This window comes from Agreia pratensis, assembly GCF_900177685.1.
GTDB classification, from domain to species: domain Bacteria; phylum Actinomycetota; class Actinomycetes; order Actinomycetales; family Microbacteriaceae; genus Agreia; species Agreia pratensis.
Window position 1 is genome coordinate 497,352 of sequence record NZ_FXAY01000002.1, and the last position, 23,328, is coordinate 520,679.

Consider the following 23,328-nt stretch of genomic DNA (forward strand, 5'->3'; position numbering starts at 1 on the left):
CTCTACGACGAGGTGGTGCTACCGGCGGTGACGACGGTGCGGCGGCGCGAGAACGTGAAGCTGAACAGCAGCGCGATCAGCAGCACGATGCCCTTGCCGAAGTCCTGCGCGTAGTACGGCAGCCCCACCATGGTGAAACCGGTGACCATGACGGCGATGAGGATGGCGCCGAGCGCGGTTCCCCAAGCGTTGGGCCTGCCGATGCCGAGAACCGAGACGCCCACGAGCGCCACGGCCACGGCATCCAGAAGAAGCGAGTTGCCCGCCGACACGTCGCCCTGGCCGATGCGCGCGCCGAGCAGCAGGCCGGCGATCGAGGCGAGAAGGCCACAGCCCATGTAGGCGACGGTGCGGTAGAGCTGAACCCGGATGCCGGCAAGCCGGGCGGCTTCGGCGTTCGCGCCGACGGCGTAGAGGGCGCGTCCCCACCGGGTGTGCTCGAGGATGAACCAGAGCAGGGCGGTGATGGCCACGAAGATGATCACGGGAATGGGAACCGGCCCAAGGCTGCCCCGATCGAGCCAGAGGTAGTCGGCCGTGAACTTGCCCGGCGCGGTGGTGCCGTCAGACAGCGACATCTGCGACGAGATCGACTTGCCGTCGACGATCAGCAGCTTGAGGCCGACGATCACGAACGAGGTCGCCAGGGTGGCGAGCAGGTCGGGGATACGGGCGACGACGATGAGGAATGCGTTCAGCCCGCCGATGAGGAGGCCCCCGAGCAGGACGACGCCGATCGCGACGCCGCCGACCTGGTTACCGATCACCATCGTCCAGGCGGCGATAGACACAGCGAAGCCGGCGGATGCTCCGACCGAGAGGTCGATGCCGCCGACGGTGATCGCGAGCATCACGCCCAGGCCAGCAATCGCGGTCGGGGCGATGAACTTGAGCATGCCGAAGACGTTGTCGACGGTGCGGAAGTTAGGCTCGGTGATCACGAAGAACGCGATGAGCGCGACGGTCACGGCGATGAAGCCCCAGCGCACGACGAAAGCGGCACCGCGCTCGGCGAACGATGCGGTCTTGGGGGCGAGGGAGGCGCTGGTCATTTCGGGTGTCCTTCGGGCGGAACGGCGGAATGGTCTCGGGTGCGCGCGCCGAGGAACGCCCCGACGATGCTCGCCCTGTCTGTCTCGTCGGCGTAGGCGTCGAGTTCGACGACTCCCGCCACGAGCACGATGATGCGGTCGGCCACCTCGAGGATCTCATCGACGTCGCTCGAGAAGACGACAACTCCGGCATCGCCGGATGCCACGAGGTCTTTGAGACGACCGCCGATCTCGCGGCGCGCAGAGATGTCGACGCCGCGGAACGGTTCGTCGAGAAGGGCGAGGCGCGGGCCAGCCGAGAGCCAACGGCCCACCACGACCTTCTGCTGGTTGCCGCCGGAGAGGTCGTCGATCGACGCATTCGGCCCCGCGGTGACGACGCCGAGCGAATCGATCACCTGCTGCGCGCGGGCGGTTTCGCGTGCCCCGCGGAGGGTACCGAGCGCGGAGGAGAGCTTGAGGAACGGGATCGAGATGTTGTGTGCCACAGACCAGCCGGGCAGCAGGGCCTGGCGCTGACGGTCTTCGGGAACGAGCACGACTCCTCGGCGCAGAGCGTCGGACGGCCGCTTCGGCGCGTACGGCTCGCCGCCGAGCGACAGACTTCCGGATGCCGGTCGCGCGAGCCCCGCGAGAAGCTCGGCCAGTTCGGTCTTGCCGGCTCCGATGAGTCCGAGGATGCCGAGTACTTCGCCCGTACGCACCTCGAGATCGAGCCGAGGTGCTGCGGCAAGGAGGGGGACTCCGCTCACGCGGGCCACGACGTCGTGCCCGCGGCGGACATCCACTCGCGTCTGTTCGAGCTCGGTCGCGCGACCGAGCATGTCGTGCAGAATCTCGTGCCACGCGAACGGCCGCTCTGAACTGTGCTGCACGACGCCATCGCGCAACACCACGACGCGATCGGCGAGGGCCTCGATCTCACCGAAACGATGGGAGACGTAGACGATCGAGAGCCCGGTGTCGCGGAGGGCTCGGAGCACGGTGAAGAGACGCTCGGCCTCGGCGGCGGTCAGGGCCGAGGTCGGTTCGTCGAGGATGAGGAGTCTCGGCGTGCCCCTGAGCGCTCGGGCGAGAACCAGGAGCTGGGCATCCGAGATGCTGAGCCGTGCGGCGTCTTGCGCGAGGAGGGAATCTGGCCAGTCGAGACCGAGGGTGGCGAGGGCGGCGCGGGCGTCGAGAAGTGACTGCTTTGAATTGCGAAGCGGATGCCGCGACGCGTTCGCCAGGTCGTCGAGCACAACGTTCTCTGCGATCGACAGCCCTGGCACTATGCCGTCGGCGACCTTCTGGTGCACGGTCGATATACCGTGCGCCTTGGCGAGTACAGGGGAAGAGAGGTGCAGAACGGTTCCGTCGACCGCGATGTCACCGGAGTATCGGGGGTTGGCGCCCGAGAGCGCCTTGATCAGCGTGGACTTGCCCGCACCGTTCGCTCCGAGCAGCGCGGTGATGCGACCAGGGAAGAAGTCGAGCGTCACATCGGTGAGGACGACATTCGATCCGTAGGCCACGGAGACGCCCGAAAGGGAGACGACGGGCGACAGCGTCGCCTGGTCGTCTCCCTCAGGGATAGACGATTCGATCACGAGTTGGCGGGAAGCCAGTCTGCAGTGACCTGGTCGGCGAGGTCGAGGCTCGGCTCGTTCTCGCGCAGCGAGGTCACGTTGTCGATCGAGTTGTCCTTCAGGAACGACTGCGTGATCGTCTTGGCGGGGAACTGCACGTCGTCTTCGTCGAGCTGCCCAGCGAGCTTGAGAGCGAGTGAGCGCACGACGGCCGCTCCGACGGCGGAAGGGTCGGTTGCCGAGGTGGCTACCCAGGGGCTGCCGTCTGCGGTGATGACCTCGATGTCGGCGTTCGAGATGTCGATGCCGTAGACCTTGACCTTCGAGCCGAGGTTGTTCTGATTCACGGCCTGCACGACGCCCTTGGTGATCTCGTCGTAGGGCGCGAAGATGGCCTTCACATCGGGGTTCTGTTTGAGGGCCGCATCGACGAGCGGGATGTTGTCGGTCGCGGTCGACTCCGAGACCTTTCCGGTCGAGAACACGACGTCGAGTTTGTGGTCGGCGACGTACTTGTTCCAGACGACGGCGCGGCGGTCGAGGGCGGCGAAGCCCGTGGCCGAGACGTAGCCCACCTTGGCGCCATCGCCGACATCGTCGATGAGCTGGTCGAGAACGCCCGAGGCCATTGACTCGTCGGACTGCGAGGTGGTCACGACGCCGGTCGCGTCGGTCAGGGCGAGATCGTAGACGACCACGGGGATCTTGGCGGCGACAGCCTGCGAGATGAGCGGCTGCAGGGTGTCGGTCTGGCCATGGTCGACGATGATCGCGTCGGGCTTGGATGCGATGGCCTGCTCGAGGTCGCTGGCCTGCTTCGCGTTGTCGTTGCGGGCGTCGGTGACGGTCAGGTCGATGTTCGCCGCCTTGGCCTGCTTCGCCGCGCCGGCGCCCCACGCCTCGAAGTAGTCGCCGGCACCGGACTGGCGCACGAGCGCGACCTTGACCGGGTCGCCGTTGAACGGCGCAGGCAGGGCGGCGGATGCGGTGGCCGGTGCGTCGGTCGAGGCGTTCGACGTGGTGCCGTTCGACTGGGCGCAGGCCGACAGCGCGAGTACTGTCGTCGCGGCGAGCACGAGTAAGGGGATGCGGCGCGAGATGGCCATGGTGTCTCCTGAAAGCTGTGGGCAGGGCAAGCGAGTCGGGCCACACTGCGAAGGGTCGGAGTGTGATGATCAGATTCAACCAGCCGCCGCCTTCACGTTTACTCCGTATGACCTCGTATTACTCGCGTGGCCCGGCCCGTGGCCTGATCGTTACGATTGGCCTATGACCCTTCTGACCGTGTGGGACGAGAACGACGCCTCCACCCCCGAACTCCAGACCCGCGACGCACAGATCATCACCGATGTGCTCTCGACCCTCGGCGCTCGGTTCAGCCGATGGGAGCTCAAGGAGCTCTCGGCCGAGCCGACGCAGGAGGACGTGCTCTCCGCCTATCGCGACGAGATCGACGCCGTGAACGCCGCTCAGGGATACACCCTCGTCGATGTCGTCTCCATCGTCGACGACAACTCGCCCGAGTACCTCGAGCAGGCGGCGACCGCCCGGCAGAAGTTTCTAAGCGAGCACCGCCACGACGACGACGAGGACCGCTTCTTCGCCCGCGGTAGTGGCGTCTTCTACCTGCGCGCCGGTGGCAAGGTCAACGCCGTGTTCTGCGAGGCGGGAGACCTCATCTCCGTTCCGGCGAACACCACGCACTGGTTCGATATGGGAACGCGCCCCGAGTACGTCTCGGTGCGGTTCTTTCACGACGACGACGGCTGGATCGGAAACTTCACCGGCAGCGAGATCGCGAAGGACTTCGCGACCTACGACGAGCTCGCAAGCGTCTCGGCCTAGATCTCGATACGCGCTGCTCCTTCGTCGCGAGCGCTACTCGATCAGCGCAGTGCGTTGGTCGAGTAGGTCGCTCAGCGACCGTATCGAGACCCGATCAGCTGTAGGCGCTCGGCGTCGGAAACTCGCCCCTGAGCGCGAAATCTCCCACCTCCTGCGCCTTGTACACCACGGGGTCGTGCAGGGTGATCGTTCGCGCGTTCCGCCAGAACCGGTCCATCGCGGCCGACTCGGTTGTCGCCCGAGCGCCCATGAGTTCGAACGCGGTCGACGCCACATGCAGCGCCGTGCGCGTGGTCACGACCTTCGCCGCGGCGATCTCCACCGCCGCCCGGCCGCGCTCCTCGTCGCCGAGTTCCCACCCTTTGTTGGCGGCGTCGACGAACAGATTCGTCGCGCTCCACGTCAGTGCATCCGCCGCTCTGGTCTGGGCGGTGAGCTCGCCGATCGTCTGCCGAATGTATGGGTCATCGACGGCGTTCTCGACGCCCGAGGTCGCCCACGCGCGCGTCTTTGTGCGCGCGTAGTCGGCAGCCTCGGCGAGGGCGCCTTCGGCGAGGCCCACGTGGATGTGGTTCATGGCGAGCTGGAACGCGAGGATCGACAGCGAGCCATAGGGGCGATACAGCTCCCCGTCCTGCTCGTTCGGGCCGAGCACGTGAGCGTGTGGAACGGCCACCTCGGAGAACGACACCGAACCGGATGCGCTGAGGCGCTGGCCGATGTTGCTCCAGTCGTCGTGGTGCACGACGCCGGGGGCGGTCGCGTCGATCACGATGGCGAGGCGCTCGCCGGTGTCGACACGGGTTCCACTCGCGGTGACCCGGTCGGCCAGCTGCGCGCCGGTGGCGAAGAACTTGCGGCCCGTGACCGTGAAACCGCCGGCTGTGGGCGTCAACTCGAGTCCGGCATCCCGCGGGTTGCCTGCCCCGCCCCAGAACCACGATGACGCAGACAAGCCACGGTAGAGGTCGTCGATCGCGTGCTGGTTCTCGTTCAAGCGGATGCGCCACGAGTTCACGAAGTGGTACGCGACCACGTGCCCCAGGCCGGCATCGGCGCGGATGATCGGGCGCAGCGCCCGCAGCACGGTGTGCCAGTCGAGCCCGCCGCCGCCGAGTCTCGCCGGCACCAGCGCAGGCAGCAGGCCGGATGCGCGCAGAGCCGCGATCTGCTCGAACGGCGCGCGGCCGTCGGCGTCGGCGCGGGCGGCATCTGCTGCGAACCGTTCGGCCAGCGACTCGGCCGCGTCGAGGGCGGCTTCTTCGGAGGTGATCACTGTGGGGGAGTGCTGGTCTGACACGGCGGGCTCCGGTCGGGTGCGATGGGTGAAATTCGTTCATTACCACTATGCCGTGCCCGGCTGACGGGGGCTGCCTGCGGCGTCACCGAAGCGCTAGCTTCTTGTCATGACGTTCAACGACAACGCCAAGCTCGACACCAGTCGCGTGTCCAAGCGTGGCCGGAACACGGGAATCGCGGTGGGCGGTGGCAGCGCGGTCGTGGTCATCGGGCTCTTCCTCCTCTCGCAGTTTCTCGGAGTCGACCTCACAGGTTTGGCCGGAGGTGCGCAGCAGGGCACGCAGAGTGAAGAAGATCTGAACTGCCAGTACGGATCCGAGGCGAACGCCGACATCGAGTGCCTGATGGTGGGAGCGGAGAACTCGCTCTACGACTATTGGACCGATGAGGCACCGAAGCTCGGCGCGCAGTTCACTCAGCCCAACGACTTCGTCCTCTTCACGCAATCGACCAATACCGGCTGCGGCCAGGCTTCCAGCGCCACCGGCCCGTTCTACTGCCCGCCCGATCAGTCCATCTACATCGACACCTCGTTCTTCGACGAGCTGCGCACGCAGTTCGGCGCCTCCGGCGGCACCCTCTCTGAGATGTATGTCGTCGCGCACGAATATGGCCATCACATCCAGAACCTTCTCGGAGTGATGGAGCAGACCGATCGCACCGACACCGGTCCGACCTCCGACTCCGTGCGCACCGAGCTGCAGGCCGACTGCTACGCGGGGGCGTGGGTCGCCGCGGCATCCACGACCGAAGATCAGGATGGTGTCACGTTTCTCAAACCGGTGACGGATGCGCAGATCGCCGACGCACTGAATGCCGCGTCGGTCATCGGCGACGACCGCATCCAGGAGATGGGCTCGGGTCAGGTGAATCCCGAGACCTGGACGCACGGGTCGAGCGAACAGCGCGAGAAGTGGTTTCAGATCGGCATGAAGAACGGTGCAGGCGGCTGCGACACGTTCTCGATCAGCGGGTCTGAGCTGTAGCGCTGAAGCGCTGGGCGACACGGATGCCGACGGTCGCGATCACGACGACGGCCGCGGCCACGATTGCGGCGATCATGGCGGGCTGCGAAACGAGTTCGCCGGTCGTGCGAGACACGGCGACCCAGGCGAGACCCCAGGTGAGCGACGCCGCTGGTGCAAGGCGGCCGCGGCCGCGGATTGCGATGAGGACTCCGACCAGCGCCGCGACGGCGAGCACCACGACAGCCCAGACGTCACTGCCCCAGCCGAAGCCGTCGAAGCCCGCAGCCGTCAGTCCGGCGGCGAGGTTGGCCGCCGTGGCGATCGACACCCAGCCGAGATAGAGACCCATGGTTCCGTCGAGCACGATCGTCTCGACGACACCTGCGGGACGTCCGTCGACGAGGAGGAGGAACGTGCGGGCGAGCACGGCCAGCAAGACCACGATGACGACACACGACAGCGCGAGCTGGTCGAATTGAACGCTGAGGATCCAAGCAGCATTCAGGACCAGGGACGCGGCGACCCAGTACCCGACGAGACGTTGACGCGGGGCGTTCGCCTGAGCGGGCAACAACTGCCACACCGCGTAGGCCAGCAGGCCCAGGTAGATGACCGACCAGATCGAGAACGCAGGGCCCGCGGGCGCGATCGGAGTCGAGTCGGCGGTGAGAGCGCCGTTCGCGGCATTCTGGATGGGCGTGCCGCCCGCCGCTCCCGAGCCGATGTACGCGCCGACGACGGCGATGACGGCGCCGACCGCAACGACGACCTGTCGAGTTCTGTCGGCGGTGGTGACATTGGAGGGTGTGGACATCGGGTGCCTCTCGATTAGTCAGCTAGCTTACTAATCGACGGTAGCCTAGATTTGCAGAATGAGCGATGAGTCGGTGAATGAAGTCCGTAGGGCTTCCCCTTCCGGCCCGAATATGCAGGAGTGGCCCACGGGTCGGCTACTGGCGACCGCGTCGCGGCTCGTCGAACACGCGTGGACCGAACGGCTCGATGAAATCGGCCTCACGCACGCGGGCCTGGTGGTTCTGCATCTGCTGCAGGAGACCCCCCGGAGCCAGAAAGATCTCGCCCGCCTTGCTCGCGTCGAGAACCAGACGATCTCGCGCACCCTCGAGCGCCTGCAGCGTGAGGGCTTCGTGGAACGGGTGTCCGACCCGAGCGATCGCAGGCGGCACATCGTGACGGTCACCCCTGCCGGTATCGATGTCTGGAACTCGGCCCGCACGCTGGAGCGCGACATGATGCCGGAGGTCGACGAGCCCGAGGTCTTACGTTCCGCCCTTCTGGCGATCATCGCATCCTCTGCTGCGAAGCGCTGGGAGCCGAACGCCTGAAGCGCAAGCCCTGTGGGCATGTCGGGCGTTCGTGTCACTCTGTAGACACCGCATCTTCTGAGTAGAAAGAAGCTCACCATGGCAGCACGACTCATCTTCGGACTCGGCGTCGGCCTCGCCGCCGGCTACGTTCTCGGCACCAAGGCCGGTCGCGCCAAGTACGCCCAGATCAAGTCCCGTGCGAACGAGGTCTGGCACGACCCGCATGTGCAGAAGGCTGTGTCGGATGCCGGCGATCTCGTGCGCGAGGCTGCTCCCGTGGTGCAAGAGAAGATCGCCGATGTGGCCAAGGCCGCTAAAGAGAAGGTCACGGGCTCCTCGTCAGATGGCCCGTCGACGTCTGCCGACTCGACATCGGCCAATTCGTCATCTACCAGCTGAATGGCTGACGCAGAGGCGACCGCTGCCGACAAGCGGCACGATCAGCTGACCAGCGCTCCGAAGTCGACCGAGCGCGATGCCGACCCCCGCATCGACGTGTCGAAGCACGATGGCGCGACGCGCATCGATATTCGCGACGATGCCGCGTTCCGACCGGGCGCGGGCGCGGAGCAATCATCCGATTCGTAGACTGAGGCCATGAAGGTCAACCCCTACTACTCGAAGAAGCCGCAAGACACGCATGTCTTTCACGACGATCGCAACTGCGAGGTGGGCAAGGCGATTCCGGTCGAGAACAAGAAGTTCGGTACCAACGGCTACCCGCACTGCTCGCAGTGCACGGCGCTCGCCGGCAAGTAGCAGCCGACTACGACCAATCGATCCGGTCGAACTCGCGTCGAAGCCGCTCTCCCCGCGATGGGCTGACGCTCTCGACCCAGGCCAGCCTTCCCAGGAGATGAGCCCGAAAGTCGGGGTGGCCGGCCCTGTTCTGACTGCGTGGGCCGTGTGCGGCGCAGTTGTGCAGAATCGCCTTCAATTCGTCGAAGTAGGGCCGGTCGACCGCCACACTGTCGTTGACGACGAGACCGGTCACGGTCTGCCGGGCTCCGCGACCCGCGATTGACGTCTTCGATCCATTGAGCAGGTGCCCCTCGTCACGCACGATCCGCTCGGCGCCGGCAATGAATGCGGCGGCGGCTCGCCCGCGCATCCCGTCGCCGCTGAAGGCGAGATCGTCGGCGTAGCGGGTGTACGTGGCACCGGATGCCGCAGCCCAGCCGCTCAGCCGCGAGTCGAGGCGGCGAACGGCCAGGTTCGACAGCGCCGGCGAGGTCGGCGAGCCCTGGGGCAGGTGCGACGCGGAGATGGCGCGTCTCAGGGCCGCGCGATTCTCGCTCGAGCCGCCCGCGGGCATCCGAGCGCCGACCCACGGAGGAACCGCGTGCGTGCAGAGCCCGGTCAGGGCGTGGGCGACGCCCTCGGGGTACCCGGCCTGTCGAAAGACGGAGAACACTCGTCGAGCGGGCACGCGCGCGAAGAAGGTGCGGAGATCGAGGGTGATGACGGTCTGAGCTCCGACGTGGGCCGCGGCGCCGGTCGCCGCGGATCGGCCAGGAACGAAGCCGTGGGCGGCGTCGTTCAGGGGGAGCCGGCCCAGGATCTCGCGGAGAACGAGTCGCTGCACCCGACGCATACGCGGGGTCGGAACCTCGAGCAGGCGAGGCGTGCGCCCCGGTCGCACGAGCCAGTCGTAGCCGTAGTGGTGAAGTCGCCCGCGGGGTGTGCGTCGATTCCAGTGCACGGTGTCGGTGAGCCAGTCGAGCTGACTCGGCAACACCTCGAGAAAGTCGGCGAGTTCGCCGAGCCCGGCGATGGATGGCACGGCCAGCGAGGTCGGCGCCATGCTGGCCGCGACCGTCTCAAGGCGCGCGAGAGTGATGACTCGTCCGGCCTCCCGCGCGGCCACGAATGCGCTCTGGAAGTCGTCACTCGCCTCGATCCACAGGGCGAGCTCGCGGTGCGCATCCAGGGGCGGACGGCGGTATGCGCCGAGGACTCCGTCGACGAGGGGCCACAGCCAGCCCGGGCGCACCCCGAGAGCGCGGCCGCAGGCATCCACCAGCGCGTCGAACGCCCACTCGGGGCAGGCGAGCATCGCGTGCGAGAGCCCCACCGCGACGGAGCGCTGTCTCATGCGGTTCCGGTGAGGAAGCGACGAACCACGGACGACCAATCGATCGGTGCGGGCACGCGGCCGCGCGAAGCGCGGTGGAGTGCCTGCGGTTGTGCGCTCGGGCTGAGATTCATACCCCGGGGTGACCCCGGAGAGGGTGTCCGTCTGTCGACTCCACCCACCTCGTCCGCAGTTCGTCGCATTCACCCACGCTAACTGCCGGTGCGATCGCCGTCGAGCACTGAAGTGCGGAGAACGGCCGCTTCACCGGGAATCGAAGCGGCCATATCCCGCACCTCAGTGCGCCAGGCGAGTGAGCATCGCGCGAAGTTCCTCGAGAAAGCGCGTCGGATCATCAAGATCGGCCTGCGTGTACTGCAGTTCTGTCCACCCCTCCGCCTGCAACGCTCTCGTGCGGGCGATGTCTTTGCGCCACTGCCGTCGGTCGGTTCTGTGGTGGTCGCCCTGGTACTCCAGAGTGAGCTTCAGGTGCGGGTAGCACAGATCGACTCTGCCGAGGAATTCACCCTTGGCAGAGAAGATACGCATGTTGACTTTCGGTTCGGGAAGCCCTGCGAGAACGATGGCGACACGCAGCAGAGATTCGCGCGGCGACTCAGCCCGGTCCGAGAGCAGCGTGAGGGCTCGGCGCAGATTTCGGATGCCGCGCCGCGACGGGTAAGTCGCCACGGCTCGCTCGAGGGCGGCTCGGGTGGTCTGCGGAAGGCGTCGAGCGATCAGCTTGTCGCCGGCGGCGACGAGTTCAGGCAGAGCGAGCAGCGAGGACAGATCGCACCAGGTGCGCTCCGGAGTCGTGACGGCAAATCCGAACCTCTCGTCCCAATCGTCGACCGTGAGGCTTGTCTTGTGCCCGACGATGCCCTTCGCGTCGACTGCGCGTCGCGACGCTGGAACGGAGACGTGCAATTCGGGTGCGGTGCTGAGCCGCACAGGCAAGGGAATTCGGTAGAGCGCGGCTGCCGTGACGTGGCTGAAGACACCATCGCGAGGCATCCGAGGGAGAAAGGCGCGGCAGCGATCGTCGAGAAACCTCGTTTCTGTGGCCGCGACCCGGATGCCGTGAAACGGCTTGTCGAAATCGAGAGCCCTCAGCCTGCGCCGAGATACGCCATGGCCGCGCGCCTCGCGCACGGTGAAGGCGCGGTCGGGGTGCGGAAACGGCTTAGGCGCTCGCGGACTCATGCCCACATGGTGGCAAGTTTTACGTTGCCACCGCTTCCGCTCTCCACAGGGCGCGCTGAGGTGCGGAGTATGGCCGCTTCAGAGCGCGGCGAAGCGGCCATTCTCCGCACTTCGGGGTGGTCTCGACACGCGCTGCTCGACCAGCGCACGGGAGCGGGCGGGAATAGATGGCGCTCTGTATTGTTGAGTTGAGTCGAAGGCACTCAAGTTTCACAGGAGGTTACTTTGCCCGATCGTTTCGACCCCAACTCTTCCTCGGACTCCGACGGATCCGGGAGCAACTCTTTCGACGAGTTCCTCGCCCGCTACCTGCAGGGCGAGCGCGCGGCCCAGGCCGGGCGTTCCATCGACATCAGTCGGCTTATGAGCCGGCGCACCCACGAGGTTCTCGCATCTGCGGGTCGCTTCGCCATCGAGCACGGCCACCGTGAACTCGACGCCCTGCACATTCTGCGTGTGCTCGCCGAGACCGAGCCCGCCGCCGAGGTCATCGGACGTCTGGGCGTGCGACCGGCCGACATCGCGAACGCCGCGGAGCAGCGCCTGCCTCAGGCCCAGTCCGCGCACGCGGTCGAGTCGCCAGTTCTCACGCAGTCGGCCCAGCGCGCACTGTTCCACGCGTACCAGGTCGCCCGCGCCTCGGGCTCGACCTACATCGACCCCGAGCACCTCTTCTTCGCGCTCGTGATCAGCCAGGACTCTCCCGCCGGCCAGGTGCTGTCGGCGGCGGGCATCACGCCCGAGGCTCTGCAGTCCGGCATGCGCGAGACCATGGGCGAGCAGGCGACGAGCGTGCAGTCCGACGCGCCCGCGGCATCCGAAACGCCCATGCTCGACAAGTTCGGCACCGACCTCACCGCAATGGCTCGCGACGGCGGCCTCGACCCCGTGATCGGCCGTGCCGACGAGATCGAGCAGACCGTCGAGATTTTGTCGCGCCGCACCAAGAACAACCCCGTTCTGATCGGTGAGGCCGGCGTGGGCAAGACCGCGATCGTCGAGGGACTGGCCCAGCGCATCGCGTCCGGTGACGTACCCGAGCAGCTGCGCGACAAGCGCGTGGTCTCGCTCGACTTCGCGGCCATGGTCGGCGGCACACGCTACCGTGGCGACTTCGAGGAGCGCCTCACGACCCTCATGGACGAGATCAGCGCCCACAAGACCGAGCTCATCGTCTTCATCGACGAGCTGCACACGGTCGTGGGCGCCGGCGGCTCTGGCGAAGGCGGTATGGATGCCGGAAACATCCTCAAGCCTCGACTAGCCCGCGGCGAGCTGCATGTCGTCGGCGCTACCACGCTCAAGGAGTACCGATCGATCGAGAAGGACTCCGCGCTCGAGCGCCGGTTCCAGCCCGTTCACGTCGGCGAGCCCTCCATCGAAGACGCCGTCGCGATCCTCTCGGGGCTCCGTGGCGCCTATGAGGAGCACCACGGAGTGCGCTACACCGACGAGGCCATCCGCGGCGCCGTCGAGCTGTCGGCGCGCTATGTCACAGACCGTTTTCTGCCCGACAAGGCGATCGACCTGATCGACCAGGCCGGCGCGCGTCTGCGCCTCAGTCTCGGTTCCCGGGTCGACACCTCGGCCCTGCTCGAAGAGCTGAGCGAGCTCGAGGCGTCGAAGAATGCTGCCGTCTCGCTCGAGCACTACGAGGAGGCATCGCGTCTACGCGACCGGATCGAGGCCGTGCACGAGAAGCTCGCGGCGGCCAAGCCGGCACCGTCCGCAGGCGATGCCGCCGAGGCCATCGTGGGCGAGGCCGAGATCGCAGCCGTGATCTCGCGCGCCACCGGCATCCCTGCCGCCCGTCTGACCCAGGTCGATCGTGAGCGCCTCGCGGTGCTCGAAGACGAACTGCACGGGCGCGTCATCGGTCAGAACGACGCCGTCTCGGTCGTCGCCAAGGCTGTGCGACGCAACCGCACGGGCATGGGCGATGCCAACCGTCCCGTGGGCAGCTTCCTGTTCCTCGGCCCGACCGGCGTCGGCAAGACCGAGCTGGGCAAGGCCCTGGCCGAGTCTCTCTTCGGTGACGACAAGGCCATGGTGCGCTTCGACATGAGCGAGTTCGGCGAGCGTCACACGGTCTCGCGTCTCGTCGGTGCCCCTCCCGGATATGTCGGTTACGACGAGGCCGGACAGCTCACCGAGCGAGTGCGGCGCAACCCGTACTCGGTCATCCTGTTCGACGAGATCGAGAAGGCCCACCCCGACATCTTCAACCTGCTTCTGCAGGTTCTCGACGACGGGCGCCTGACCGATGGACAGGGTCGCACGGTCGACTTCCGCAACACAGTCATCATCATGACGTCGAACATCGGCTCGGAGTTCCTCGCGAGCCGCGGAGGCCCCATCGGCTTCGCGGCCCCGAACGCCGCAGACGGATTCGGCGATGACAAGGCGTTGCGCGACCGGGTCATGAGCAAGCTGCGCGAGGCCATGCGCCCCGAGTTCATCAACCGCATCGACGAGATCGTGCTGTTCACGAAGCTCGACCAGCCGCAGTTGCGGCAGATCGTGGCCCTGCTTCTGGATGCGACCCGCTCGCGTCTCGAGGCCAGGAACGTCTCGCTCGACGTCAGCGAATCGGCGATCGACTGGATCGCCGAGCACGGTTACGAGCCCGAGTACGGAGCGCGTCCGCTGCGTCGGGTGATCCAGCGCGAACTCGATGACCGTATCGCCGAGCTGCTGGTCAACTCTGCGGTGCTGGATGGCGGCTCGGTCTCGGTCGACGTCATCGACGGCCAGCTCAGCGTGGTCTCGGCCACCGCGGAGCTGCCTGTCGCCGCTTAGCACTCAGGCCGGATCGGCCGAAGATACTACGAGAACGCCCAGCCCGCGCAATCCCATTGGGCTGGGCGTTTTCGCGTGCCAGAGTGGCCTCAGCCCCAGACGGGCTTCTGACGGAAGGACGCCACCATGGCGAAGAAGAAAGATATCGAGCAGGCCGCATTCAACCCCATCCGCACGGCGCATGACCTGGGTCTGCGCAGCGAGTACGCCTATCTGGCGGGCTTCGCTTCCATAGTTCTCGCCCTCTTCGCATGGCTGGGATCGCGCGCCAAGAAGTCAGACGACAAGGCTCAGTCCGACCGGTGGGGCATCTTCATCGGCCACTGGGCACCCACATTCTTCGCGATCGGTCTCGCGCTCAAGACCGAAGAGTAGTCAGAAGAGCGGCCACGGCACCGCGGGCATATGACCCCGCGGTGCCGGAAATCTCGTCGTCCGCAGCAGGCGGTCGCAGCGCGCGTCGAGTGCATCGAGTTCGTCCGCTGTGATGAGCTCGGACAAGGCGTCGCCGAGCTCGGCGTAGAGCGAGGTGCGCACGCGATCGACGGCGGCGATCTCCTCGGGGCGCAGATCGTCTCCGGTGAAACCCCAGAGCACGGTGCGCAGTTTGTGCTCCGCATGGAATGTAAGGCCATGATCGACTCCGTGCCTGTGGCCGTCGGGCATGGCCAGGATGTGGCCCCCTTTTCGATCGGCATTGTTCGCCACGACATCGAAGATCGCCATACGCCGGAGCGCGTCAGTGTCCTCATGGATGAGGGTGACCTCGCGGTCCTCCTCGTCGGTACCATCGAGCACTCGACGCCATCCGGACTCAGGTAACCGGTCTGCGGTGACCAGGTCGACGGCATCCTGTTCGGGGTCGATGTCCTGCCACAACTGCACCATGCCTACGCCCATCGGGCCGCTTCTCAACCATGTGCGGGGAACGACGTTCCAGCCGAACGCTTCAGAGACGAGGTATGCCGCCGCCTCACGCTGAGCCAGCGTGCCGTCGGGAAAATCCCATAGGGGATTCTCGCCAGCGACCGGCTTGTAGACGACAGCGGTGTCTCCGATCTGGGCGAGGAAGGTCGCGTTCGACGCCGTCGTGATGCGTCCCGTGATCACGAGCTCGCCGCCCTGCCCGTCGGCGGAGCCGATCGCCTCTGTCGCCATCTACAAATCCGGTGATGGGTCGCAGACGTGCCCATCGGCATCCATCGGCATGCCACAGAGTGGGCACAACGGACGGCCCGCGCCGACCACCTCAAGGGTGCGCTTGGCGAAGGCCCGGGCTGAACCCACCGGGATACGCACGACGAGCATCTCGTCGGGTTCGACGTCGGTGAGGTCGAGCTCGAGTTCGTCTTGATCTTCGTCGATCTCGATCTCGATGATCGGGAACGCCTGGATCACGACCTGGGCGGTCGAGGGATCCCAGCCGAGGCTGAGCGTGCCGGTGCGGAACTCTTCTTCGACGGGATCGAGCGGGTCGTTGTCGACGAGCTCGACCGGGGTCGTCGCCGGAACGCTGGCCGGATTGCCCTCCTGGCTCATGAGCTCGTCGAGGACCTCCTCGATCTTCTCGGCGAGTGCGGCCGACTGCTGTTTCTCGAGGCCGACGCTGACAATGCGCTTGCCCGTGCGGGCCTGGAGGTAGAAAGAACGGGCGCCGGGTTGGCCGATCGTGCCGACCACCACCCGGTCGGGCCAATCGAAGGCGTGGACGAGGGGAGCCATGGTTCTAGTCTACGAGCGCTGAGTGCCGTCAGGCCGGGCCAGCGCCTCCGCCGACGGGAGCATCTGCCGTCGGCGGCGCAGTGCGAAGCCAGGAGAGATCGCCGGATTCGGTGTTCGTGGCATGCACGCTCGGCGCGCCGGCGCCGTAGCGGACGATCGAGACGGATGCGGGCCCGACGCTGATGCGCTGGAAGAGGTCGAGATGCATGCCGTAGGCATCGGCGAGTATCGACTTGATGATGTCGCCATGGCTGACCGCGGCCCAGACTGCGCCGGGGCCGTGCTGCTCTTCGAAGTACGCGTCCATGCGCCTCACGGCGGCCACAGATCGGGCCTGCATGGCCGCGAGGGACTCTCCGCCGGGGAATACGGCTGCCGAGGGGCTCGACTGCACCACCTTCCAGAGCTTCTCGGTGCTGAGCTCCTTCAGGGTTCCGCCCTGCCAGTCGCCGTAGTCGCACTCGGTGATGTCGTCGTCGACGAGAAACTCGGGGGAGCCCTCCTGGCGGTCGAGAATCAGAGCGGATGTCTGGCGACAGCGATCTAGCGGGCTGGAGACCACGCCGACGAGGGGGACCGACATCAGGCGCTCTGCTGTCGCGGCGGCCTGCTCGCGTCCGTGATCGTCGAGATCGACTCCTGCAGTGCGCCCCGCGAGGATGCCGTCGACGTTCGCCTGGGTGCGGCCGTGCCGCACGAGAATCAGTGTGCCCATGTGATCAGACTAGACAGAAGGCCTGGTCTGGCCGGTCAGCAAGCGTGACGTACGTCGCGAACCGCTCGTCATAAGTACTAGCGCACTCGCGCCAAGACACACGAAGGTAGGGACCAAACGAAGGAGGAATGATGCCCACAGGAGACGTCGAGACATTCCACGAGGGTGGTGCCTGGTACAACCGGGTCGACGGTGAGAAGGGAGCTACCGGCCCGTATCGATCGAAGGCTGACGCGATCGGTGAGGGACGTGAGCAGGCCCGTCGGCTGCGACGGGAGCACGCCGTTCGCAATGAGGACGGAGAACTCGACGATCGCACCGCTTACGGAGACTAGCCGACTGGATTCAGGCGCTGGTCGGGGGACGCTTAAACAAAAAAGTCCCACCTCGCGTAGAAGCCGCGGGATGGGACAGTGCCTCCGACCGGCGTCGATCCGGTGACCTTTCGATTTTCAGTCGAACGCTCTACCAACTGAGCTACAGAGGCGAGTGACCGAAGTCGCTCACAGACAAAAAGCCCTTCCTCTCGGTTGGGCTTGTCGCCTTGGCGACCCTGACGGGACTTGAACCCGCGACCTCCGCCGTGACAGGGCGGCGCGCTAACCAACTGCGCTACAGGGCCATACTGGTGAATCTGAACTGCCTGGTGAATCTGTACTGCTTGTTAAGTTGTCGTGGTTGTGCTGCTTTTTTCTTACTGGTGATTCTTCGTGCTGTTACCAATGTGACCCCAACGGGATTCGAACCCGTGCTGCCGCCGTGAAAGGGCGGTGTCCTAGGCCTCTAAACGATAGGGCCGTTGGTGACAACTCAACGAGTATGCCACACACTTCTCGCTCTCGCCAATTCGGGTCGGCGAACCCGCTTCGAGATGCGACTCGACGCGGAATGAACCGGGAATTCCGCGGTCGGCAGGCCATGATCTTGGGGAGGCCCAACGCTCTGTTGTTAGAGTGGCCCCTGTTACTACTGTTACTAGAGTGATAAAAGCTTGCTCGTCATCACCGCCCGGGGGAATTGTGAAAGCCACGAAAAGTCGACGTCGACACCGCGGCCCCTGGACTCTGCGACACCTCATCGGGTCGATCACGGTATCGGTTGCCCTGGTGGCCACGGGATCGGTGCTGGCAGCGCCGGCCTACGCCGACGACTACCCCACGTGGGAAGACGTGCAGGCCGCTCAGGCCAACGAGTCGAGCAAACAGAGCGAGATCCAGCGAATCCAGGGTCTGATCGCGTCGCTGCGAGACGCGACCGCGGCCGCCCAGTCGCTCTCGATCCAGCGCGGAACCGAGTACCAGGAAGCACAGACCAAGTACGACACGGCCTCGTTCAAGGCCGACGAACTCGACTCCCAGGCGGCGGCGGCCCAGGCGACGGCGGATGCCTCGATCAAGCAGGCGGGCCAGCTCGCTGCGCTGATGGCCAAGTCCGGTGGCAACGGTCTGTCGGTGAACCTCTTTACCAGCGAGTCGAGCGAGGCCGACGGCCTGCTCTACCAGCTCGGCGCGATGAGCCAGCTCACGGGATCCGCCTCGAAGCTCTACGCCACGGCCGAACAAGACAAGAACACGGCCCAGTCGCTCACCGACCAGGCCGTCGTGGCGCGCGATGCACTGAAGGCTCTGGCCGATGAGGCCGAAGCTGCTCGCAACGAGGCGATCGCCGCGCAGAAGTCCCTCGAAGAGTCTCTCGCCGCCCAGCAGACGCACGAGGTTCAACTCGAGACCCAGCTCGCGGTTCTCACGCAGAACCGCCAGGCGACGGAGGCCGACTACAACGCGGGTGTCGAGGCTCGGCGCGTCGCCGAAGAGGCGCGCAAAGAAGCCGAGCGACAGGCTGCTGCCGCTGCGGCCGCCGCGGCAGCGGCATCCGGTGGCGGTGGCGGTGGTGGAGGCGGCGACAGTAGCGGCCCCGGCCCGGTGTCGAGCGGCTGGGCCAGCCCGTTCCCCGGCTCCTACTCCACAGACGAGTACGGCATGCGCACGAACCCTGTCACGGGAAACTACACGCTGCACGCGGGTCTCGATCTCAACTACAACAGCGGCACCTGTGGCGCTCCCGTCTATGCAGCGGCGGCCGGTGAGGTCAGCTATGCCGGCTACAACGGCGGCTACGGCAACTTCGTCGAGATCAATCACGGTGGCGGCGTGCGCACCGGGTACGGCCACAACACGAGCCTCAACGTGGGTTCAGGCCAGTACGTTGCCGCGGGCGAGATCATCGCTTTCGCCGGAACGACGGGCAATTCCACCGGATGCCACGTGCACTTCGAGGTGCGTGTCGGCGGGGACCCCACCGACCCCCGGCCTTTCATGGCCGATCGCGGCGTCTACTTCGGCTAGAGCCCTGCGCTGATCGATGAGGTCGCGAGCGGCTGCATCGAAAAAGGCCCTTCGACAGGCTCGGGAATGAGCGTCGAAGGGCCTTTTGTCGGCTGAGGTTCTAGTGACCCTCGACCTTGAGCTTCTCGATGCCGTCGAGCACGATCTGCTCGGCGGCGGCGGCGTTCTGCCACCCCTCGGTCTTGACCCACTTGCCGGGCTCGAGGTCTTTGTAGTGCTCGAAGAAGTGCTCGATCTCCTTGCGGGTCGACTCGGGAATGTCGTCGATGTCCTGGATGTGGGCCCAGCGCGGGTCCTTCGCGGGAACGGCGATGACCTTGGCGTCAGAACCGCCGTCGTCGGTCATGTTGAACACGGCGACGGGGCGGACAGAGACGCCGACACCCGGGAGGAGCGGGTACTCGAGCAGCACCAGCACGTCGACGGGGTCACCGTCGAGGCCGAGGGTGTTCTCGAAGAAGCCGTAGTCGGTGGGGTAGACGAACGAGGTGAACAGCACGCGGTCGAGAAAGACCCGCCCGGTCTCGTGGTCGACTTCGTACTTGTTGTGGCTTCCCTTGGGAATCTCGATGATCGCGTCGTAAGCAGCCATGCCGGCGGTTCTCCTTCGTGGGTCGTGAACTGCAATAACGTTACTGGATGCCCCTCGAGACTCCATCCGAACGTCGCCCCCGCCTGACCCCGGCGATCGCCGACGTGCGGCGGGCAGTGCGCGACTTCCTCGAGGCGTTGCCCGCATCCGATGACGCCCCGCTGGTGCTCGTGGGCCTCAGCGGCGGGCCGGATTCATTGGCCCTCGCGGCTGCGGCCGCGTTCGAGGCGCCCCGTCGCGGAATGCGGGCGGGAGCCGTGATCGTCGATCACGGTCTGCAACACGATTCCGCCGCGGTCGCCGCCCGGGCTGCTGGGCAGGCGTTGGACTTGGGCCTCGACCCGGTGCTCGTGCGGCTCGTGCAGGTGGATGCCGGCCCCGGCTCGGGCGGGCCCGAGGCCGCTGCTCGCAACGCTCGGTACGCGGCCCTGGATGCGGTGCGTCGCGAGACCTCGTCGGTCGCGGTTCTTCTCGGCCACACTCTCGACGACCAGGCCGAGACCGTGCTCCTCGGCCTGGCGCGCGGTGCCGGCGCATCCAGCCTGCACGGTATGGCGCCCGTCTCGGGTGTCTTCGTGCGCCCGCTGCTCGGCATCCGGCGCTCGACCACCGTCGCAGCCTGCGCCGATGCGGGGCTCGAACCGTGGCTCGACCCGCACAACGCCGACACAGCCTTCTCGCGCGTCAGAGTGCGCCAGGCCGTGCTGCCGGTACTCGAGAGTGAGCTCGGACCGGGCATCGCCGAGGCTCTGGCCCGCACCGCCGAGCAGCTGCGCGAAGACGGCGACGCCCTCGATCACATGGCCGAGGAGACGATCGAAGAGATCGTGGAGCACGCCGAAGCGGGTATCGCCATCTCGGTCGGGGCTCTCACGGCGAATCCCGCCGCTCTGCGCAACCGCATCATCCGCCACGTCGTGCTGAGCGAGTTCGGCGTCAGCCTCAGTCGCGCGCAGACCCTTGCCGCTGCCGCCCTCGTGACCGATTGGCACGGGCAGAAGGGCGTCGACCTGCCCGGCATTAGAGTTGTCAGGGTCGCCGGGAATCTCGTGTTCCAGGCTGCGTCAGACATCTAATGTGAAGGAGCCCCGTGCTTTCGAGTGACATCGCCGACGACCTCACCAGCGTGCTGTACACCGAGGCCGAGATCCACGCGCGCATTGCGCAGCTCGCTCGCAGCATCGAGGCCGACTACGAAGGAGAAGATCTGCTTCTCGTCGGCGTGCTGAAAGGCGCGGTCATGGTCATGGCCGACCTTGCTCGCGAGCTGACGCTTCCACTGAATATGGACTGGATGGCGGTCAGTTCCTATGGAGCGGGTACGCAGTCCTCCGGTGTCGTGCGCATTCTCAAAGACCTCGACAGCGACCTCTCGGGTCGCAAAGTGCTGATCGTCGAGGACATCATCGACTCGGGCCTGACCCTGTCGTGGCTGCTCGGCAACCTGCGCACGCGCGGAGCGGCGAGCGTCGAGATCTGCGCGCTGTTCCGCAAGCCGGAGGCCGCGAAGGTCGAGGTCGACGTGCGTTACGTCGGCTTCGAGATCCCGAACGATTTCGTGGTGGGATACGGGCTCGACTACGCGGAGCGCTATCGAAATCTCCGCGATGTCGCGGTGCTCGCGCCGCACGTGTACTCCTGATGGTGTGATCTCGATACGGCCGCGGGCGGCCTACTCGATCAGCGCGGACACCTCGTTACGCCCACGGGGAACATGCAGTCGGTGTGCAGCCAGGCACCGATAGCCTTGCCACTATCTCAATTGCTCTCGAGCAACACACCCTCTCGACATGATGAAGAGACATGAACGCTAAAAAGATCGTCCGATCTCCCATTCCGTACATCCTGCTCGGCGCCATCGCGCTCTGGATCGGCTTCAGCCTCATCACGGGTGGTGGCTTCAAGCAGATCGACACGCAGGAGGGCCTGCAGCTGCTGAAAGACGGCAAGGTCAATTCGGCAACCATCATCGATGGTGAGCAGAGAGTCGATCTCACGCTCGCGAAGGCCGACAAGGACTACGGCACGCAGGTGCAGTTCTACTACGTCGCGCCGCGCGGCGAAGAGGTCATCAATGCGGTCAACGACGCCGCGCCCGCCAAGGGGTACAACGACGAGGTGCCGCAGACCAACTGGTTCCTGTCTCTCATCGGCATCCTTCTTCCCGTGCTGCTCATCGGAGCCTTCTTCTGGCTCATGCTCTCGGGCATGCAGGGCGGCGGCTCGAAGGTCATGCAGTTCGGCAAGTCCAAGGCCAAGCTCGTCTCAAAGGAGTCGCCGAAGGTCACGTTCGACGATGTCGCCGGCAGCGACGAGGCGCTCGAAGAGCTCGAAGAGATCAAAGACTTCCTGAAAGAGCCGGCGAAATTCCTTGCCGTCGGTGCCCGCATCCCCAAGGGCGTGCTGCTGTACGGCCCTCCCGGAACCGGTAAGACGCTGCTCGCCCGCGCCGTTGCAGGTGAGGCCGGCGTTCCGTTCTACTCCATCTCGGGTTCCGACTTCGTCGAGATGTTCGTCGGTGTCGGTGCGAGCCGCGTGCGCGACCTGTTCCAGCAGGCCAAAGAGAACTCTCCCGCCATCATCTTCATCGACGAGATCGATGCCGTCGGTCGTCACCGCGGCGCCGGCATGGGCGGTGGCCACGACGAGCGCGAGCAGACACTCAACCAGCTGCTCGTCGAGATGGACGGCTTCGATGTCAAGACGAACGTCATCTTGATCGCCGCGACCAACCGCCCCGATATCCTCGACCCCGCGCTGCTGCGCCCGGGCCGCTTCGACCGCCAGATCGGCGTCGATGCTCCCGACCTGCAGGGTCGCAAGAAGATCCTCGAAGTGCACGGCAAGGGCAAGCCGCTCGCCGCCGGTGTCGACCTCGAGGTCGTTGCTCGCAAGACACCCGGCTTCACCGGTGCCGACCTGGCGAACGTGCTCAACGAAGCCGCGCTGCTCACCGCTCGCTCCAACGCCCAGTTGATCGACAACCGCGCCCTCGACGAGGCCATCGACCGTGTCATCGCCGGCCCGCAGCGCCGCACCCGCATCATGCGCGACCACGAGAAGCTGGTCACCGCCTACCACGAGGGCGGCCACGCTCTGGTGGCCACGGCCATGAACAACACCGACCCGGTCACGAAGATCACGATCCTTCCCCGCGGTCGTGCCCTCGGCTACACGATGGTCCTGCCGCTCGAAGACCGCTACTCGGTCTCGCGCAACGAACTGCTCGACCAGCTGGCCTATGCAATGGGTGGTCGTGTCGCCGAAGAGGTCGTGTTCCACGACCCCACGACCGGCGCATCGAACGACATCGAGAAGGCCACCGCCACGGCCCGCAAGATGGTCACCGAGTTCGGCATGTCATCCGACATCGGTGCCGTCAAGCTTGGCGCCGCTTCGGGCGAGATGTTCCTGGGTCGCAACATGGGTCACGAGCGCGACTACTCCGATCGCATCGCCGAGAAGGTCGATGAAGAGGTGCGCCGACTCATCGAGGCAGCCCACGACGAGGCCTGGGGCGTTCTCAACGAGAACCGCGACATCCTCGATCGTCTTGCCCTCGAGCTGCTCGAACACGAGACGCTCGACCACGAGCAGCTCGCGGTGATCTTCAAAGACGTCAAGAAGCTCACGCCTCGCCCGCAGTGGCTCTCGAGCGACAAGCGGCCCGTCTCGCAGCTGCCTCCGGTGGCGTTCCCCACCCCGAAGGCGCCAGTCGATGCCGGCGCAGTCGATGGCGGAATCCAGTCCGAGCCGGAGCAGAAGCCCAAGCGTTCGCCGCAGGCTCCGCCCCGTCCCGCAACCGCGTAGCTCTCCGA

24 protein-coding genes and 3 tRNA genes are annotated in these 23,328 nt (G+C 66.1%); 13 read left to right on the top strand and 14 right to left on the bottom strand.

Translation table 11 applies throughout. The features are described from left to right. Nucleotides 1–2: 2 nt before the first annotated feature. Genes B9Y86_RS07710 through B9Y86_RS07720 form a run of 3 tightly spaced genes read right to left on the bottom strand, consistent with a single transcriptional unit; the run spans nt 3 to nt 3,726 of the window. Complete coding sequence (locus tag B9Y86_RS07710; protein WP_085484639.1) at nt 3–1,052, bottom strand: ABC transporter permease; 1,050 nt, start codon at nt 1,050–1,052, stop codon at nt 3–5. Further along, the gene (locus B9Y86_RS07715) at nt 1,049–2,641 is read right to left on the bottom strand and encodes a sugar ABC transporter ATP-binding protein (RefSeq protein ID WP_244894678.1); all 1,593 of its coding nucleotides are present in this window, start codon (nt 2,639–2,641) and stop codon (nt 1,049–1,051) included. The genes B9Y86_RS07710 and B9Y86_RS07715 overlap by 4 nt, the downstream gene beginning before the upstream one ends. Beyond that, nucleotides 2,638–3,726: a substrate-binding domain-containing protein gene (locus B9Y86_RS07720; protein ID WP_217809184.1), complete on the bottom strand. Its 1,089-nt coding sequence runs from the start codon at nt 3,724–3,726 to the stop codon at nt 2,638–2,640. Before B9Y86_RS07720 ends, B9Y86_RS07715 begins: the two co-directional genes overlap by 4 nt. A 163-nt stretch (nt 3,727–3,889) precedes the next feature. Between B9Y86_RS07720 and B9Y86_RS07725 the strand changes: the two genes are divergently transcribed. After that, the gene (locus tag B9Y86_RS07725; protein ID WP_085484641.1) at nt 3,890–4,465 is read left to right on the top strand and encodes a 1,2-dihydroxy-3-keto-5-methylthiopentene dioxygenase; all 576 of its coding nucleotides are present in this window, start codon (nt 3,890–3,892) and stop codon (nt 4,463–4,465) included. Between the two features lie 94 nt (nt 4,466–4,559). On the opposite strand, the gene B9Y86_RS07730 is transcribed toward B9Y86_RS07725, so the two are convergent. Further along, a complete protein-coding gene (locus B9Y86_RS07730) occupies nt 4,560–5,765 on the bottom strand; it encodes an acyl-CoA dehydrogenase family protein (protein WP_085484643.1) in 1,206 nt (401 codons plus the stop codon). Between the two features lie 106 nt (nt 5,766–5,871). On the opposite strand from B9Y86_RS07730, the gene ypfJ reads away from it, so the two are divergent. Continuing rightward, nucleotides 5,872–6,750 (top strand): KPN_02809 family neutral zinc metallopeptidase, encoded by an 879-nt coding sequence (ypfJ, locus tag B9Y86_RS07735; RefSeq protein ID WP_085484645.1) that lies wholly within the window; start codon nt 5,872–5,874, stop codon nt 6,748–6,750. Here ypfJ and B9Y86_RS07740 read toward each other — a convergent pair. Then, the gene (locus B9Y86_RS07740; protein ID WP_085484647.1) at nt 6,731–7,546 is read right to left on the bottom strand and encodes a tryptophan-rich sensory protein; all 816 of its coding nucleotides are present in this window, start codon (nt 7,544–7,546) and stop codon (nt 6,731–6,733) included. The two genes, ypfJ and B9Y86_RS07740, sit on opposite strands and share 20 nt — an antisense overlap. Nucleotides 7,547–7,604: 58 nt before the next feature. On the opposite strand from B9Y86_RS07740, the gene B9Y86_RS07745 reads away from it, so the two are divergent. From B9Y86_RS07745 to B9Y86_RS17535, 4 genes are all read left to right on the top strand, one after another. Further along, nucleotides 7,605–8,078 (top strand): MarR family winged helix-turn-helix transcriptional regulator, encoded by a 474-nt coding sequence (locus tag B9Y86_RS07745; RefSeq protein ID WP_244894679.1) that lies wholly within the window; start codon nt 7,605–7,607, stop codon nt 8,076–8,078. Between the two features lie 78 nt (nt 8,079–8,156). Then, nucleotides 8,157–8,459, top strand: a complete 303-nt coding sequence (locus B9Y86_RS07750) for a YtxH domain-containing protein (RefSeq protein WP_085484651.1) — start codon at nt 8,157–8,159, stop codon at nt 8,457–8,459. Then, a complete protein-coding gene (locus B9Y86_RS07755; RefSeq protein ID WP_085484653.1) occupies nt 8,460–8,648 on the top strand; it encodes a hypothetical protein in 189 nt (62 codons plus the stop codon). It begins immediately after the preceding gene. A 9-nt stretch (nt 8,649–8,657) separates the two neighbouring features. Further along, nucleotides 8,658–8,819, top strand: a complete 162-nt coding sequence (locus tag B9Y86_RS17535) for a hypothetical protein (protein WP_176223300.1) — start codon at nt 8,658–8,660, stop codon at nt 8,817–8,819. 7 nt (nt 8,820–8,826) lie between these two features. Here the strand turns inward: B9Y86_RS17535 and B9Y86_RS07760 are convergent, their stop codons facing one another. Together B9Y86_RS07760 and B9Y86_RS07765 are read right to left on the bottom strand one after the other, a co-directional pair. Beyond that, complete coding sequence (locus B9Y86_RS07760) at nt 8,827–10,155, bottom strand: reverse transcriptase family protein (RefSeq protein WP_085484654.1); 1,329 nt, start codon at nt 10,153–10,155, stop codon at nt 8,827–8,829. Between the two features lie 276 nt (nt 10,156–10,431). Further along, on the bottom strand, nt 10,432–11,337 hold the full coding sequence (locus B9Y86_RS07765; protein WP_085484656.1) for a hypothetical protein: 906 nt from the start codon (nt 11,335–11,337) through the stop codon (nt 10,432–10,434). A gap of 225 nt (nt 11,338–11,562) precedes the next feature. Between B9Y86_RS07765 and B9Y86_RS07770 the strand changes: the two genes are divergently transcribed. Next, nucleotides 11,563–14,136 carry an ATP-dependent Clp protease ATP-binding subunit gene (locus tag B9Y86_RS07770; RefSeq protein ID WP_085484658.1) on the top strand — a complete coding sequence of 858 codons (2,574 nt, stop codon included), beginning with the start codon at nt 11,563–11,565 and terminating at the stop codon, nt 14,134–14,136. A 126-nt stretch (nt 14,137–14,262) separates the two neighbouring features. Beyond that, the gene (locus B9Y86_RS07775) at nt 14,263–14,511 is read left to right on the top strand and encodes a hypothetical protein (RefSeq protein ID WP_085484660.1); all 249 of its coding nucleotides are present in this window, start codon (nt 14,263–14,265) and stop codon (nt 14,509–14,511) included. Here B9Y86_RS07775 and B9Y86_RS07780 read toward each other — a convergent pair whose 3' ends face one another. From B9Y86_RS07780 to B9Y86_RS07790, 3 genes are read right to left on the bottom strand one after another with little or no spacing between them, the layout of a single operon-like run. Continuing rightward, entirely contained in the window at nt 14,512–15,294 is a 783-nt protein-coding gene (locus B9Y86_RS07780; protein WP_085484662.1) for an SCO1664 family protein, read from the bottom strand. Further along, a complete protein-coding gene (locus tag B9Y86_RS07785; RefSeq protein WP_085484664.1) occupies nt 15,295–15,858 on the bottom strand; it encodes a DUF3090 domain-containing protein in 564 nt (187 codons plus the stop codon). 28 nt (nt 15,859–15,886) lie between these two features. Next, the gene (locus tag B9Y86_RS07790) at nt 15,887–16,573 is read right to left on the bottom strand and encodes a histidine phosphatase family protein (protein ID WP_085484666.1); all 687 of its coding nucleotides are present in this window, start codon (nt 16,571–16,573) and stop codon (nt 15,887–15,889) included. Nucleotides 16,574–16,704: 131 nt separating this feature from the next. Here B9Y86_RS07790 and B9Y86_RS07795 point away from each other — a divergent pair, with 131 nt between their 5' ends. Then, nucleotides 16,705–16,908 carry a DUF2188 domain-containing protein gene (locus B9Y86_RS07795; protein WP_085485336.1) on the top strand — a complete coding sequence of 68 codons (204 nt, stop codon included), beginning with the start codon at nt 16,705–16,707 and terminating at the stop codon, nt 16,906–16,908. 79 nt (nt 16,909–16,987) lie between these two features. On the opposite strand, the gene B9Y86_RS07800 is transcribed toward B9Y86_RS07795, so the two are convergent. From B9Y86_RS07800 to B9Y86_RS07810, 3 genes are all read right to left on the bottom strand, one after another. Continuing rightward, nucleotides 16,988–17,060 (bottom strand) — tRNA-Phe (locus B9Y86_RS07800). A 58-nt stretch (nt 17,061–17,118) separates the two neighbouring features. Next, a tRNA-Asp gene (locus B9Y86_RS07805) sits at nt 17,119–17,195 on the bottom strand. A gap of 103 nt (nt 17,196–17,298) precedes the next feature. Then, nucleotides 17,299–17,371 (bottom strand) — tRNA-Glu (locus B9Y86_RS07810). 221 nt (nt 17,372–17,592) lie between these two features. On the opposite strand from B9Y86_RS07810, the gene B9Y86_RS07815 reads away from it, so the two are divergent. Further along, a complete protein-coding gene (locus B9Y86_RS07815) occupies nt 17,593–18,918 on the top strand; it encodes a M23 family metallopeptidase (RefSeq protein WP_139824808.1) in 1,326 nt (441 codons plus the stop codon). 100 nt (nt 18,919–19,018) lie between these two features. Here B9Y86_RS07815 and ppa read toward each other — a convergent pair whose 3' ends face one another. Next, nucleotides 19,019–19,510, bottom strand: coding sequence for an inorganic diphosphatase (gene ppa / locus B9Y86_RS07820; protein ID WP_085484670.1), 492 nt, complete (start codon nt 19,508–19,510; stop codon nt 19,019–19,021). 47 nt (nt 19,511–19,557) lie between these two features. Between ppa and tilS the strand changes: the two genes are divergently transcribed. The 3 genes from tilS to ftsH all read left to right on the top strand — a co-directional run bounded on the left by tilS (nt 19,558) and on the right by ftsH (nt 23,320). Beyond that, complete coding sequence (gene tilS, locus B9Y86_RS07825) at nt 19,558–20,586, top strand: tRNA lysidine(34) synthetase TilS (protein ID WP_085484672.1); 1,029 nt, start codon at nt 19,558–19,560, stop codon at nt 20,584–20,586. Nucleotides 20,587–20,600: 14 nt separating this feature from the next. Next, a complete protein-coding gene (gene hpt, locus B9Y86_RS07830; protein ID WP_085484674.1) occupies nt 20,601–21,152 on the top strand; it encodes a hypoxanthine phosphoribosyltransferase in 552 nt (183 codons plus the stop codon). Between the two features lie 161 nt (nt 21,153–21,313). Next, nucleotides 21,314–23,320: an ATP-dependent zinc metalloprotease FtsH gene (ftsH, locus tag B9Y86_RS07835; RefSeq protein ID WP_085484676.1), complete on the top strand. Its 2,007-nt coding sequence runs from the start codon at nt 21,314–21,316 to the stop codon at nt 23,318–23,320. Nucleotides 23,321–23,328: the final 8 nt, after the last annotated feature.

Bases quoted from the DNA above. Each gene is read 5' to 3' on its own strand.
- B9Y86_RS07710 (WP_085484639.1), bottom strand. From the start codon at position 1,052: ATGACCAGCGCCTCCCTCGCCCCCAAGACCGCATCGTTCGCCGAGCGC.
- B9Y86_RS07720 (WP_217809184.1), bottom strand. From the start codon at position 3,726: ATGGCCATCTCGCGCCGCATCCCCTTACTCGTGCTCGCCGCGACGACA.
- B9Y86_RS07725 (WP_085484641.1), top strand. From the start codon at position 3,890: ATGACCCTTCTGACCGTGTGGGACGAGAACGACGCCTCCACCCCCGAA.
- ypfJ (WP_085484645.1), top strand. From the start codon at position 5,872: ATGACGTTCAACGACAACGCCAAGCTCGACACCAGTCGCGTGTCCAAG.
- B9Y86_RS07740 (WP_085484647.1), bottom strand. From the start codon at position 7,546: ATGTCCACACCCTCCAATGTCACCACCGCCGACAGAACTCGACAGGTC.
- B9Y86_RS07745 (WP_244894679.1), top strand. From the start codon at position 7,605: ATGAGCGATGAGTCGGTGAATGAAGTCCGTAGGGCTTCCCCTTCCGGC.
- B9Y86_RS07750 (WP_085484651.1), top strand. From the start codon at position 8,157: ATGGCAGCACGACTCATCTTCGGACTCGGCGTCGGCCTCGCCGCCGGC.
- B9Y86_RS07755 (WP_085484653.1), top strand. From the start codon at position 8,460: ATGGCTGACGCAGAGGCGACCGCTGCCGACAAGCGGCACGATCAGCTG.
- B9Y86_RS17535 (WP_176223300.1), top strand. From the start codon at position 8,658: ATGAAGGTCAACCCCTACTACTCGAAGAAGCCGCAAGACACGCATGTC.
- B9Y86_RS07760 (WP_085484654.1), bottom strand. From the start codon at position 10,155: ATGAGACAGCGCTCCGTCGCGGTGGGGCTCTCGCACGCGATGCTCGCC.
- B9Y86_RS07765 (WP_085484656.1), bottom strand. From the start codon at position 11,337: ATGAGTCCGCGAGCGCCTAAGCCGTTTCCGCACCCCGACCGCGCCTTC.
- B9Y86_RS07775 (WP_085484660.1), top strand. From the start codon at position 14,263: ATGGCGAAGAAGAAAGATATCGAGCAGGCCGCATTCAACCCCATCCGC.
- B9Y86_RS07780 (WP_085484662.1), bottom strand. From the start codon at position 15,294: ATGGCGACAGAGGCGATCGGCTCCGCCGACGGGCAGGGCGGCGAGCTC.
- B9Y86_RS07785 (WP_085484664.1), bottom strand. From the start codon at position 15,858: ATGGCTCCCCTCGTCCACGCCTTCGATTGGCCCGACCGGGTGGTGGTC.
- B9Y86_RS07790 (WP_085484666.1), bottom strand. From the start codon at position 16,573: ATGGGCACACTGATTCTCGTGCGGCACGGCCGCACCCAGGCGAACGTC.
- B9Y86_RS07795 (WP_085485336.1), top strand. From the start codon at position 16,705: ATGCCCACAGGAGACGTCGAGACATTCCACGAGGGTGGTGCCTGGTAC.
- ppa (WP_085484670.1), bottom strand. From the start codon at position 19,510: ATGGCTGCTTACGACGCGATCATCGAGATTCCCAAGGGAAGCCACAAC.
- tilS (WP_085484672.1), top strand. From the start codon at position 19,558: ATGCCCCTCGAGACTCCATCCGAACGTCGCCCCCGCCTGACCCCGGCG.
- ftsH (WP_085484676.1), top strand. From the start codon at position 21,314: ATGAACGCTAAAAAGATCGTCCGATCTCCCATTCCGTACATCCTGCTC.